We start from the raw sequence: 12,720 nt of genomic DNA, 5'->3' as shown, positions 1-12,720 counted from the left end.
TTTGCGGCGGTGCGTCACCACGGCGACCCCTGCGGCCCGCGCGATCAGGGCAGGCATCGTCGGTATCGCGCCGTCCACGCGTCCGTCCGCTCCCGAAATCCGTTGGCAGTCCGACGAAGCGGCATAGTAGGTTCCTTCTCGGAACTTGGTGAGTATCGGAAGGAAACCCACGGTGTCCCTGCCCACGTGGACCGCGGTAGCCGACCACTTCAACGGCCTCCTCGTGGAGGAGGACGATCCACTGTTCGCGGCTGCCGCAGAGAGCGACGCGACCGGTACCGATCCCCGGGTCCAGGGCGTACGCCGCCTCACCGAACTCATCGCCGTCCAGCCCCGGTGGACCGGCGCCACGGTCCGGAGCGTCGATGCCAAGGGCTACGACGGCTTCACCCTCGCCCTCGTCACCGGCTGAAGCGGGAGTCGTCCCATGGCCCGCGTCGTCGAGCTGTCCTACTTCCCCATCAAGAGCTGCGCCGGTACGTCGGTCACCGACGCCCTGTTGACGCCCGCCGGCCTCGCCCACGACCGCAGCTTCATGGTCGTCAGCGAGCAGGGCGTGTTCCGTACGCAGCGCCGTGATCCCCGTCTGGCCCTGATCCATCCCATCGTGGACCCGGAGGGCACACGGCTCGAACTGCACGCCCCCGACACCGAGCCGCTCACGATCGACGTCGACACCTCCGGTGCCCGACGGGCGGTGGACCTGTTCGGCGCCCCGTATCAGGGCATCGACCAGGGCGATCCGGCGGCCTCGTGGCTCTCGGACGTGCTCCGCACCCCCAGCCGCCTGGTACGGGTACCGCCGGAACACCACCGCGTGACGGACGGCAGGACCCCCGGCACCTCCGGCTACGCCGACAGCTGCCCGCTCCATGTCGTCTCGCGCGCCACCCTGGACCTGCTCGACCGGAAACTGGCCGCGCGCGGCGCCCCGCCCGTCCCCGCGAACCGCTTCCGCGCGAACGTCGTCGTCGACGGCTGGGACGACGCCCACACCGAGGACCGCACCCACCGCCTCTCCATCGGCGAGGCCGAACTGGGCTACGCGAAGCTGGCGATCCGCTGCGCCGTCACCTTGGTCGACCAGGAAACGGGCACACGAGCCGGTCCGGAACCCCTGCGCACACTGGCCACCTACCGGAGAGCCACCGAAGGCGGCATCGCCTTCGGCGCGAAGTTCGCCGTCCTCCGCCCCGGCAAGGTGTCCGTCGGCGACGAGGTGACCGTCACGGAATGGGGCGGATCCGAGCTCTAGGGGGCGAAAGGTATCGCCGTCGGCTCGTAGGGCCTGGGCTCGCAGCGTCCGTTCGTGTGATCACGGCAGTCGGAGCGGCAGAGGAGAGGCTCCCCAGTGGATCGATCCACTGGGGAGTGAAGAGGCGAGACCGTCTGGACGACAGCGACGTCAATCAGCACTCGCCGCGCGGTTCCGGCAGTCAGTCTGATGGTCCTCAGCGCACCTGCGCGCGCCGGCAACGGCGCCGGCGATCGTCAAGGAGACGGGCGTGCCATCTCACCACCACGGTTCCGAACTGTCCCGACGGCGGTTCCTTGCCGGCAGCGCCGCGTGCGCCGGAGCCCTCGCTGGACCCTCCCTCATCGGCGCACGGCAGGCCGCGGCGGCGACGCAATACAGCCTCACAGTCGTCAACGACTCGAATGAGGGTTGGGACTTCTTTCTGTTCCAGGAGTATGTCGGCGTCGCCGCCGCGGGCTTGAAGCCACTTGCCTGGCTGGCCAAGTACGTGGCGGAGCAGAACATCGGCCACTTCAGCTGGGACCTGGGTTACAGCTTCGTCTGGGCGCCGACCGGTCCGCTCGTTGTCGGCGGCACGTTCACGGCAGGAGAACGGGTAGCCGCCGACCCGTTCAGTCTGGCTCAGAACCAGATCCGGCTCGGCATGGACACCCAGAGCGGATGGCCGAAGTTCTTGCATGGCTCCGCCACCACCAACCCCCAACAGGGCTCCCTCTACATCAGGCAGTTGGCGTCCGTGCCCGCCGACACCATCTCGATCGGCATCGGACAGTCCGGATCCCCCGTCTTCGCGGTACAGGCGCAACCCAGCACGACCACGCAATTCACCCCGCAGAACGGCCGGTACGTCGTCGCGGCCAGCGCTTCGACCGGACTCGGAGATGTGCTTGCCCCCGATGAGATCGTCGAGCGAGCCGCCGTTCCCTTCGACGGCACCTTCGCGATGCAGGCAGTCTTCAACCAAAACCACACGTGGACGGTGACCGACTAAGAGTTCGTCTCTATGGGAATGCGCGCATCTGGTGGGTGCCTGGCGGACGTGGTGGCGGCCGCGGTCACATGCCTCGGTCCGGTCCGTTGCACGGATCTGGACGTTCATCGGCGGTCGATGCGCTGTCCGTTCTCGGGTTCCTTGCACGGATTCCGTGGCCCGTAGAAGGGGTTGTTCTGCCCAGCGTGTCAGTGGTGCGCCGTACGTTGGGGCCATGGGGATATACCTGGTCAGTGTCGGCGCGGAGGAGTGGTTCGGTGAGGAAGAGGGCGGATGGGGGGAGGTCGCCTCGGCGCTGAACCAGGAGCTGAGGCGACGGGGGCTGCCGCCGTTCGAGCCCGTGCCGGACGGGTCGGGGCAGGCCTTCGAGGAGAAGCTGGTCCCTTCCATGGACGGGTTCGTTGCGTTGTGTCAGGCACACCTGTCACACGAGCAGGTGGAGACTCTCTGCGGCTGGACGGTGCTGGTGCCGGTGTCGCTTGACGAGGAGGTCTGGCTCCCCGTCGACACGAGCTTCACGGAGTCGTCGACCATGGTCGCCGGCGCCCCTCAGGTGTTGGCGATCGCCGAGCGGCTGGCGTCGGTCATCGAGCTGCCTGCGGAGACACCGGAGACGTGTGGCAACCTCGATCTGACCATGTGGTTCATGAACGGAGCAGCGAAAGGATCGGCCGCTGTCCGGACGAGAGCATGGAGCAAGGATCTGGATACAGCCTTCTACGTCGTCCTGTTTCTGCGCGCTGCCCAGCACTCGATCCGGCGCGGATGCCCAGTCGTCTACTCCTGAGAACTGCAGAGAGGGCGGCGCCTCGGAAGGCCGGAAGGGATGGCAATGATTCTGCAGCTGCTGCCGGAGGTGGGCGTCGCCGCGGTCAGGTTCGGCATGTCTGCCGACGAGGCGGTCGGGGCCGCGCGCGAAGTGGGCTTCGCCGCCTCCGACCCGGACTACGGTGACGCGCCTGGACAGGTGCTCTGCGAGCACGGTGAGTCCCAGGCGGAGCTCACTCTCGGCTTCACCAAGGGAGTCCTGACCGATATCCATGTGCATCGCTTCCGCATCGAGGACGCGGACGTGACGGTCGTCCTGGACGGCCTCGATGTCTTCCGCACACCCAGCGATGACCTCCTGGAGCGCCTTGAGGAACGAGGCCACACGGTCGAGCTGAACGATGACGGCGTGGACACCCTCCCCGGCCTCAAGGTGATCCTCTCGAACGAGAGCAGCTTCGACTACCCGATGGACGAGGAAGGGGACCCGATCTACTTCGACTACGTCCTCGTCACCTCCGTGGACTTCCGTCCGCCGCGCGCGGATTGACCCCCGCCGATCCCAGAGCGGGTGACGACACCTGACACTCGGTGTCTCTGTCGTCGGACTCACCCGGGGCGGGGCCGGCCTGTGCCTCGCGGAACCGCGGCACGGCGGGCGTTGCTTTCTCCGGCACCCGGACCTTGCGGGACCGCATCGCGTGATCCGGCGTCGTCCGGTCGCCGGCACCCGCGTCGTCTCGGGTACGAGCCACCATGACGAAGGTGACGCTGATCAGCAGCGCCCACGCACCGAACTTGTCCAGCGGGACCGGCTGCCAGCCGTCGAGCTGGTGGGGGTAGCTCCAGGCGCCGACGTACGTGGCCGCGTTCTCCGCGACCCAGAGGAAGAAGCCGATCAGTGCGAAGGCAAGGGCCAGGGGAAGGCGGTAGCGGGAGCGGCCCACCGTGAAGTGCACCCAGGTGCCCGCCATCGCGGCGAGCAGGAGCACGGCGAGCAGGAGCCGGACGTCAGGCAACCAGTGATGCGAGAAGAAGTTCACGTACACGGCCGCCGCGAGCACCGCCATCGTCCTTGGTCGGTACCCGGACAGCGACAGATCCATGATCTTCCAGGCTCGGCAGCAGTAGCTGCCGACCGCGCTGTAGAGGAATCCGCCGTAGAGCGGAACGCCGGAGATCTTGAACACGGCCTCCTCCGGATAGCTCCACGAGCCCATCCGCACCTTGACCAGCTCGAAGAGCAGCCCCACGAGGTGGCAGCCCAGGATCACGGCCGTGTCCCGGGGCCCGTCCCAGCCGACCTTGCGCGCCAGGACGGTCAGCGCCACGCCGAAGAGCAGGAGCAGGTCGTACCGTGCGACCGGCAGATCGGCGGGCAGCAGCCGCGAGGCGCCGATGCCGCCGACGAGAACCACGGCGAAGGCGACGGCCCGCACCTGGTCGATCCCGAAGCGCCAGAACTGCGCGCAGCCGTGGGTGATCTGCTGGAAGGTCATGCCCGAGCAGACATTCGCCCACGCGCCGCCGGTTCCCCGACGTCGGGAAACGCACCGCCGGGGCCCCGTCGCCGGGCGGGCAGGCATGGTCCGGTGCCGGTGTTCGGCGCGTGGATCGTCTCGTCGTCGTGGCGCCCCGGGCACCTCTCACGAATGCCCGAGCGCCCGCCTCCGGCTCAGGACGGCGCGCCCCGGTCAGCCTTCGGCCGTGGCCAGGAACTGGGTGGCCGCGAGTTCGGCGTACAGCGGGTCGGCGGTGACGAGTTCGCGGTGGCTGCCGACCGCGCGGACCCGGCCCGCGTCCATGACGACGATGCGGTCGGCCATGGTGACCGTGGACAGCCGGTGGGCGACCACCATCACGGTCGTCGTGCGGGAGACGTCGGCCACGGTGTCGCGCAATGCCGCCTCGTTGACTGCGTCGAGTTGGCTCGTGGCCTCGTCGAGGAGGAGCAGGCGGGGTCGGCGCAGCAGCGCGCGGGCGATCGCGACGCGCTGGCGCTCGCCTCCCGAGAGCTTGGTGCCGCGGTGGCCCACGAGTGTGTCCAGGCCCTTGGGGAGCCGCTCGACAAGACCGTCGAGCCGGGTGGTCGCAAGCACCCGCAGCAGCTCCTCCTCGTCGGCGTCGGGGTTCCCGAGCAGCAGGTTGTCGCGGAGGGTGCCGGAGAGCACCGGCGCGTCCTGCTCGACGTACCCGATCGCGGAACGGAGTCGGGGTATCTCCCACGCGTCCAGGTCTAGGCCGTCGAACGTGATGCGTCCGGCACTCGGATCGTAGAACCGCTCGATGAGGGAGAAGACGGTCGTCTTGCCCGCCCCGGACGGGCCGACGAAGGCCGTCATGCCGCGCGGCGGTACGGAGAAGGTCACGCCGTGGTGGATGTACGGCAGATCGTCCGCGTACCGGAAGCGGACGTCCTCGAAGGCGAGCGCGGCGGGTTCGGCTCCGGGCTCGGGCAGCGGCGCGGGCGCGGCGGGCGGTTCGGCCGGCAGCCGCAGTGCCTCGCGGATCCGGGCGAGGGCGGCGGCCCCGGCCTGGTACTGGGTGACGGCGCCGACGACCTCCTGGATCGGGGACATCAGGTAGAAGACGTACAGCAGGAACGCGACCAGGGTGCCGACGTCGATCGCGTCGGTGGCGACCCGGGCGCCGCCTACAGCGAGCACGGTGATGAAGGCGATCTGCATGGACAGGCCGGCCGTGTTCCCGGCCAGCGCCGACCACTTGGCGGCCCGTACGCTCTGCCGCCAGGACTCCTCGGCCGCAGCGTGCACGGCCTGTTCCTCGCGGTGCTCGGCGCCGGACGCCTTGACGGTGCGCAGCGCGCCGAGGATGCGTTCCAGCGACGCGCCCATCGCCCCGACGGCGTCCTGCGCCTGCCGGCTGGCCTTGCTGATACGGGGCACGATCACGCCGATCACGGTTCCCGCGCCCAGCATCACGCCGAGCGTGACCGCCAGGAGGACCGGGTCGACGAGGCCCATCATCACCAGCGTCGCGACGAGCGTCAGCCCGCCTGTGCCGAGACCCACCAGTGAGTCGGTGGTGACCTCGCGGAGCAGGGTCGTGTCGGAGGTGACGCGGGCCATCAGGTCGCCGGGTTCGCTGCGGTCCACGGCGGCGATGCGCAGCCTCAGCAGGTACGACGTCAGGGTACGCCGCGCGCCGAGGACGACCGACTCGGCCGTACGCCGCAGCACGTACCCACCGAGCGCGCCGATCCCCGCGTTGGCGACGACCAGAGCCGACATCAGCAGCAGGGCGCCGGCGATGGGACGGTCGTCGGACAGCGCGTCGATGAGGTACTTGGCCACCAGCGGCAGCGCGAGTCCGGTGGCTCCGGTGACCAGCGACAGCACGGCCCCGCCGAGCAGCGTCCAGCGGTGCGGCCGTACGTATCCGAGGAGCATGCGCCAGGCGGGCGCGTCGGGTTCGGTGGGCTCACCGTTCGTGGGGCGCTCCTGCGGGGCCGGTGCGGCGGGTGGGGCGGACTCTGCGGTGGTGGCCACGCATGCTCCTCGTCGTGCTGTGTCGGGGGCCGGGTCCGCCTGAGCGGGGACGGGGCATCAATCTACGTCCGGGCCGGGGCGGGTCCGGGACGAGGGGTGAAGGTGAAGTCAAGGGTGAGGGTGAGGGTGAGGCCTCCCGGAAAAGGACGCGGCGGCTGGCACGGCGGTTGAGCGCGGCAGCCGGGCCCGGCTCGGATCCCGGACGCCGCGCCCTGGTGTGATCCGGGTGTCGGTGCATGACGGCCTGTCGTCTCAGGGCGACGGTCTCCCTTCGTTCAGCAGGGGGGCCGGACGAGAAGTCGCGGCGGATCGGCATCCCCGCCCGGCGTCGACGTACCCCGGACGGTACGGAGACGGCCCTCGGCCCTTGCGGATTCTGCCGTAGGGGCCGAGGGCCCGTCAGTGCTCGCTCCTATCGCGTCAGGTAGTCCTGGCGCAGGGCGTCGAGGATCTGGGCGGCTTCGGGAAGGTCCGCCTTCCGGCAGCGTGCCGCTGCGGTCGTCAGCCGGGCGATGGCCTCCTTGAACCGGCCGAGGCCCTTCCCCTCGATCAGGGCGGCGATCCGGACGGCTTCCGCGCGGGGCCCTTCGCCGTGTTCTCCGCCCTCGTCGTTGGCGGCGATGGCGGCCTCCGCCTCGGTCAGGGCCTCCGGGTAGCGTTCGGCCTCCGCCAGGACGACGGCGCGGCGGTAGTGCACGGTGCCGCTCTCACACCAATGGACGAAGTCCTCGCAGTCCTCGGGCACAGCACCACGGATCGCGTCGGCACGCGCCAGGTGGTCCAGGGCCGTGTCCACGCCGTCGGCCCCCTGGGACAGCATGGTGAGACGCGCGAACTCGCGCATCATGTGCACGATCGAGGACGGGTTCGGTGCCTCGGCGTGCGCCACGACGGCGCGCTCGTACGCCGTTCCCGCCGCCTCCCAGCGGTCGGCCATCGCCAGCGTGGTGGCGGCGTCCGCCGCCACCAGCGTGTGGACCGCGCGGTCTTCCTCCCACGCGGCCACGATGTCCGCGAGACGCAGGAACTCCTCGGCCGCGGGCAGGTACTCCGCCAGCTCCCGCAGTCCGCGCGCCAGAGCCAGCCGGGCCTGGGCGAGGACTCGCTCGTCGAGCGAGCAGGCCGCCTCGTCGGAGAGGACGGATTCCAGTACGGCGACGGCGTCGGCCTGCTGCCCGCTTCCCGCCAGGACATCGGCGAGCTGGAGCCGGGTGTCGGTGGCGTCGTTGTGCTCCCCCTTCTGATCGAACCGTGCCGCCGCCTCCGAGAGGTGGCGCACGGCGGCGCCGAAGTCCCCGAGATGGGTGCTGGCGTGGCCGAGCAGTGCGTACGTCGGAGCCAGCGGGAACTCCGTGTCGTCGTACCGGACCGCGTCGGAGATCGCCTGGTGCAGCAGCTCCACCGCCTCCGCCGGCTCTTCCTGCGCCATCAGGATCTGGGCGAGCAGGGCGCGCGGGCGCGAGCCGCGCCAGTGCCTTCCGGAGGCCTCCACCTCCTTGAGCGACGTGCGGAGCTCCGCCTCGGCGCCGGCGATGTCACCGCGACGGACGGCGATGTCGGCGACGAACTGCCGTACGCTGGCCACCTGGTGGGGGATGGACAGGCGCTTCGCCTCGGAGTGCAGCGTGCGGGCGAACTCGTCGAACCGCTCCCGGGCGGAGTCGGAGGCCTCCGGCCCCCGCACCACCTCGTGATAGGCGACGAAGGTGCAGGCGTACAGCACCGTGAGGTACTCGAGGACGCGCTCCAGTCCGGCGTCGCCCTCGGACGCGGCCTCTCCCTCCCCGAGGTCCTCGCTCGTGAACGGGGCCTCGGTCTTGAGGCGCTCCGCCTCGCGCAGGGCCTCGTCCATGGCGGCCGCGGCCCGCTTCGCGCCCAGCGGCCCGTCCGCCTCGTCCGCTCCCCCGTCCGCGTGCTCGGCCGCGGCGCCGTCCGCGGCGTGGTCGGGGACGGACCGCCAGGCGACGGCGCGCGTGCGTGCGGACAGCGCATGCCAGGGCATGCCGACCCCCTCGAACAGCTCGGCTGCCCTGTTCAGCTCGGTGACGCTCTCCGCGGTGCGGTCCTCGTGGGAGAGCAGGACCGCGCGCTGCTCGGCGAGTTCCGCGCGCAGCAGGTCCTCCGGGCCGAGCCGCTCGTCGTGGGTGGCGGTGCCGCCCGCGAGGCGTTCGGCGACACGGGCCCAGAGCCTGGCGGCCGCGGGGTTCCCCACGGTCGCCAGGCGTCGCGCCTCGCGCACCAGGGAGACGAAGTCCTGGGGAACGTCCAGGGTGGCCGCGGGTGCGGAGACCGTCACCGGCGTGCCCTTCGCTCCGGACGAGCGGGCGACGGCCGTTCGGAGTCCGAGCGGCAGCGGCTCGTCGAGCAGCGGGCGCTGTTCGAGCCGCAGCCGGCGGCGGTCCCCGACCTCCGTGGTGCCGTTGCGCGCGTCGAACGCGGCGGTGAGCGTGTCCGCCTCGGAACGGACATGGGCGAGGAGTTCGCCGGCGGTCCAGTTCCGTCCGGGCGGGCCGGCGACGGCGGTGTCGGCGTGCCCGTCCTCGACGAGACGGGCGAGCAGCGCCTCCGCGCCGGTGAGAAAGCCCAGGCGGGCGAGCGGAGCGCCGGTCCTCTCGAACAGCGGGCGATTCTCGGCGAGGATCTCCAATCCCCGGCCCTCGTTGCGCGAAAGGGCGCAGAACTCCAGGTGGAGACCGACCTCGTCCTGCATTCCGGTGTTGCCCCGGACGCGCCGGTAGCCGGTGAGGTGGTGGGAGCGGGCCTCGTCGGTGCGACCGACGTGCAGCAGCGCCAGCAGGGCGCGCGCCTGGCTCATCTGGGGCTCCTCGCTGCACCCCTGCTCACCGCCGAGGACCGGCCGCCACGTCTCGGGCGCTCCAGTGTGGTCGCCGGACATCACCTGGTGCCAGGCGAAGTGCCGGGTCTCGCATGCCTCGCAGTCGCTGAGCTCGGTACGGGGCCGGGTGGCCCAGAGGTCGTAGGCGTCGGCGACGCCGGTGCCCGTGTGGGACGCCACGTGGTAGCGCATCGCCGCCACCGGCTGTATGCCGTGCTCGGCCGTCTCGTAACGGCTGCGCATCTGGTCGATCCAGCCGTGGACGGTGGCCAGCGGCATCTCGGGCACCTGAAGCAGGGACGTCGTCACCCACTTGAAGCGCCAGAAGACCTGGTGGGCCTCCCACTGGCTGAAGGACTCGGGAGCGGTGTCCCACAGCTTGAGCACGCGGGCGAAGACGACGGGCGACTTGCGGTGTTCGCCGGTGAACTCGTACGCCGACATCAGCTCCAGCAGGGCGGTGACGAGGACGTCGGGCTTGTCGAAGGCTTCGGCCGCCTCGACGAGTTCTTCGGCGGTGATGGTGCGCTGAATGCCGTGGGGGCGGTCGTTGTTCTCACGCAGCGCTTCGACCACGGCCTCGGGGGTGTCCAGCATCAGATGTCCTTCCGGGGCTCGGAGGCGGGTGCCGCCGTGCCGGGGTGGTGCATGGCGTGGTTGAGCAAGCCGATGAAGGCCCGGTTGAGCAGGGCGCTCTCGCTCGCCCGGAGCGGGCGGCGGCTGAGCAGCAGGGCCTGGCCGTAGAGGGCCTCGGCGGTCGTGACGGCGAGCCCGCGTTCGGTGATCGTGATGGCCTGGCGGACCAGCGGGTTGAGGTGGTTCAGGACGAGCTGCGCGCGTGGGGTCTCGTGGCGGAGGGAGCCGAGGATGTCGGCCCAGAGTCCGTCGGTGTCGGCGGCGAGGCTCGACCGGGTCCGCTCGTGGCGGGCCTCGCGGTTGTCGAGGAGGAGCGCGGGGGCGGTGACGGGCTGGAAGTCGCGCAGGACGACATCGCAGTCGTGGACGCCGATCGTCTCCCGGGCGACGGCGAGGAAGGCCGCCGCGCGCAGTTCGGCGGTCGGGTCCACGGCGTCGAGGTGGGCGGTGACAGTGGCGGGGTCGAGGTCGGTGACGGCGGTGCCGGGTCGGATCTCGGGCAGCCGGTGCACGAGGTCGCGGTCGTAGGTGTAGCCGCCGTTGACGACGCCCAGGCCGGCGGCCGAGGCGATCGGGGCGGCCTGGCGGAACTCCTCGACGCTGCGGGTGACCAGGAGGGTCGGGTGCGTGCGCGCGAACTCCTCCAGTGTGACGTTGCCGTCGGTGGTCTCGAACGGCAGCCAGGGCAGCACGATGCGCAGCAGCTCGTCGTCGTAGCGGGCGAGCGCCTTGACCGCGAGGTGGTGCGTGTCGATGAAGCGGTGGAGCAAGGAGGGGTCGCTGGCGGCGAGTCCGGTGAGCCAGTCGCGGATGCGGTCGCCGAGAGCGTCCCGTACGGCGGACAGGGTGCCGTCCTCGTACAGCGCCTCGCGGGACGCGGTCGGGCGCAGGCTGGTGGTGTCGACGACGCACCGGACGAAGAACGCCCATTCCGGCACTAGTTCGGGCGCCTGGTCCGTGAGGAGCATGCCCTTGAGGTGCACGCGGTGGCCGGCGCGCTGTGCCGGGCTCATGGCCGTGGGGAGGACGTACGCGACGCCGCGCAGCCCGGCCGCCGGGAGGTCGAGCTCGATGGTGTCGAGGGGCGTGAAGTCGAAGAGGTCGCGGCAGTACGCGGTCAGCGCCTCGCGGCGGGCCAGCGGGGAACGGTGGATCTGCTCCCATGGGGCAGGCTCGTTGACCCGGTGCGTCTCGCCGCGCGGTCCGACGACGGTGACCTCGTGCCGTAGGAGGCCGCCGTAGTGCCGGGCCAGGGCGACGACCTGCTCCGGACTCGTCCACTCGGCGTTGTCGGGGCGCGGCGTGAGCCGGACGGTGGTGCCCGGCTCGGGCACCGCGGAGGCGGGCAGGGTGCGGATGGTGTAGCCGCCGTCGGAGCGGCCACGCCATTCGACGGCGGGCGCGGACGGGTCGGCGGCGGAACGGCTGAGCACGGTGATCTCGTCGGCCACGACGAAGCAGGCGAGCAGGCCGATGCCGAACTGGCCGATGAACTCGCCGCGCGCGGCGTCGAGTCCGGCGCCGTCGAGGGCGCCTTCGGCGGTCCGCTTGGAGCTGCGCCCGATGGTGGTGAGGAACCGGTGGACGTCGGCCTCGGTCAGACCGACGCCCGTGTCCGTGACGGTGAGGGTGTCACCGGTGCGTACCGTGATGGTGCCGGGGGCGTCGGGTGTGAGCGCTTGCCGGGCGGTGATGGCGTCAACGGCGTTCTGGAGCAGCTCGCGCAGATAGACGCGGGGGCTCGAGTAGAGGTGGTGGGAGAGCAGGTCGACCAGTCCACGCAAGTCGACCTGGAAGGTGTGAGCGGTCTCGGATTGGGGCACCTTGCGGAGTCTTTCGGTGGGCGCGCCTGCCGCGGTTCGGCGGCGTGGGCGGGATGCGGATGGAGGGGGTGCGGGGCGGAGCCGGTGCGAGGCAGCGGGTTCGGGGCGCCGGTTCGATGCAGGTACGGGGCGCCGGTTCGCAACGGGTACGAAGCGCCGATCCGTCGCGGCGGAGGGCCGTCCGCGTGACGGAGCGGCAGGGTGGCTGCCGGTACGGGCACCGGGCGGAACGCCGAGACGACCGGACGGAACACCTGGCACGACCGGACGCCCCGATGCACGGGCGGCGCGGGTCCGCCCGTTGCGCGGGTCCGCCCGTTGCGTGTGGCGGCCGCGGCGTGCGCGGCGCCTTTCGGCTCAGCGCCCGGCCGACGAACGCTGCTTCCGGTAGGCCGCGGCGGGGTCGGATCCGTCGAGGTAGTTCCAGGGGAACTCGGTGACGCGGCCGTCGGTCGCCTGGAAGCACTCTCGCGCCGAGACGCGGTCTCCGGCCAGCGAGAAGGCCATGGCGAAGGTGTTGAGGACCTTGAGCCAGGCTCCCTGGCGGACGAAGTCCGGGTGCCGGAACGAGTGCTCGGCGGCCTCCCGCAGGGACAAGGTCACCTCGGGTCGCCGCATGTACGCGTCGTCAGGTCCCTGGTCGAGGGAGAGCCACTCCTCGATGTGGGCGATCGCGACGAGCTGACCCAGCGGCGTGCCGCCGGGCGCGCCGAACGCGGACTTCGCCGCGAAGGCATGCATCTCCTCGTGCGAGCCGCCCCACTTCTCGCAGACCTGCTGCAACTGCTGCTGATGCGCCCCCTAGGGGGTGTCTTGTCGATCAGGCCGGGCTCGCGACGCCTGGCACCGCTCCCCCAAGCTCTTCGAGCAGGGGGTACCCCCAGCCGCGTTGTCGTCGG

General features: G+C 71.1%; 9 protein-coding genes and 1 pseudogene. 5 read left to right on the top strand and 5 right to left on the bottom strand.

The window, feature by feature from the left end:
* Positions 1–172: 172 nt before the first annotated feature.
* From ACFVZW_RS23925 to ACFVZW_RS23905, 5 genes are all read left to right on the top strand, one after another.
* Positions 173–412 carry a hypothetical protein gene (locus ACFVZW_RS23925; RefSeq protein ID WP_384524670.1) on the top strand — a complete coding sequence of 80 codons (240 nt, stop codon included), beginning with the start codon at positions 173–175 and terminating at the stop codon, positions 410–412.
* 15 nt (positions 413–427) lie between these two features.
* Positions 428–1,255, top strand: coding sequence for an MOSC domain-containing protein (locus ACFVZW_RS23920; protein WP_384524667.1), 828 nt, complete (start codon positions 428–430; stop codon positions 1,253–1,255).
* Between the two features lie 250 nt (positions 1,256–1,505).
* A complete protein-coding gene (locus ACFVZW_RS23915; RefSeq protein WP_384524664.1) occupies positions 1,506–2,249 on the top strand; it encodes a hypothetical protein in 744 nt (247 codons plus the stop codon).
* A gap of 214 nt (positions 2,250–2,463) precedes the next feature.
* Positions 2,464–3,036 carry a hypothetical protein gene (locus tag ACFVZW_RS23910; protein ID WP_384524661.1) on the top strand — a complete coding sequence of 191 codons (573 nt, stop codon included), beginning with the start codon at positions 2,464–2,466 and terminating at the stop codon, positions 3,034–3,036.
* A gap of 39 nt (positions 3,037–3,075) precedes the next feature.
* Positions 3,076–3,567 (top strand): hypothetical protein, encoded by a 492-nt coding sequence (locus tag ACFVZW_RS23905; protein ID WP_384524658.1) that lies wholly within the window; start codon positions 3,076–3,078, stop codon positions 3,565–3,567.
* Positions 3,568–3,757: 190 nt separating this feature from the next.
* Here the strand turns inward: ACFVZW_RS23905 and ACFVZW_RS23900 are convergent.
* The 5 genes and pseudogenes from ACFVZW_RS23900 to ACFVZW_RS23880 all read right to left on the bottom strand — a co-directional run.
* Positions 3,758–4,516 (bottom strand): annotated as a pseudogene (locus ACFVZW_RS23900) (DUF817 domain-containing protein); the annotation flags it as partial.
* Positions 4,517–4,711: 195 nt separating this feature from the next.
* Positions 4,712–6,427 (bottom strand): ABC transporter ATP-binding protein, encoded by a 1,716-nt coding sequence (locus ACFVZW_RS23895; RefSeq protein WP_384524756.1) that lies wholly within the window; start codon positions 6,425–6,427, stop codon positions 4,712–4,714.
* A 511-nt stretch (positions 6,428–6,938) separates the two neighbouring features.
* Positions 6,939–9,959, bottom strand: coding sequence for a hypothetical protein (locus ACFVZW_RS23890; protein WP_384524655.1), 3,021 nt, complete (start codon positions 9,957–9,959; stop codon positions 6,939–6,941).
* Positions 9,959–11,821: an HSP90 family protein gene (locus tag ACFVZW_RS23885; RefSeq protein WP_384524653.1), complete on the bottom strand. Its 1,863-nt coding sequence runs from the start codon at positions 11,819–11,821 to the stop codon at positions 9,959–9,961. The genes ACFVZW_RS23890 and ACFVZW_RS23885 overlap by 1 nt, the downstream gene beginning before the upstream one ends.
* A gap of 357 nt (positions 11,822–12,178) precedes the next feature.
* A complete protein-coding gene (locus ACFVZW_RS23880; protein WP_384524650.1) occupies positions 12,179–12,604 on the bottom strand; it encodes a hypothetical protein in 426 nt (141 codons plus the stop codon).
* Between the last annotated feature and the right edge of the window lie 116 nt (positions 12,605–12,720).

The organism is Streptomyces sp. NPDC059567 (genome assembly GCF_042735655.1).
GTDB lineage: Bacteria > Actinomycetota > Actinomycetes > Streptomycetales > Streptomycetaceae > Streptomyces.
Note: the sequence above shows the minus strand (reverse complement) of the source record. Positions and strands in the feature narration are given on the sequence as shown.

Bases quoted from the DNA above. Each gene is read 5' to 3' on its own strand.
- ACFVZW_RS23895 (WP_384524756.1), bottom strand. From the start codon at position 6,427: ATGCTCCTCGGATACGTACGGCCGCACCGCTGGACGCTGCTCGGCGGG.
- ACFVZW_RS23905 (WP_384524658.1), top strand. From the start codon at position 3,076: ATGGCAATGATTCTGCAGCTGCTGCCGGAGGTGGGCGTCGCCGCGGTC.
- ACFVZW_RS23910 (WP_384524661.1), top strand. From the start codon at position 2,464: ATGGGGATATACCTGGTCAGTGTCGGCGCGGAGGAGTGGTTCGGTGAG.
- ACFVZW_RS23890 (WP_384524655.1), bottom strand. From the start codon at position 9,959: ATGCTGGACACCCCCGAGGCCGTGGTCGAAGCGCTGCGTGAGAACAAC.
- ACFVZW_RS23920 (WP_384524667.1), top strand. From the start codon at position 428: ATGGCCCGCGTCGTCGAGCTGTCCTACTTCCCCATCAAGAGCTGCGCC.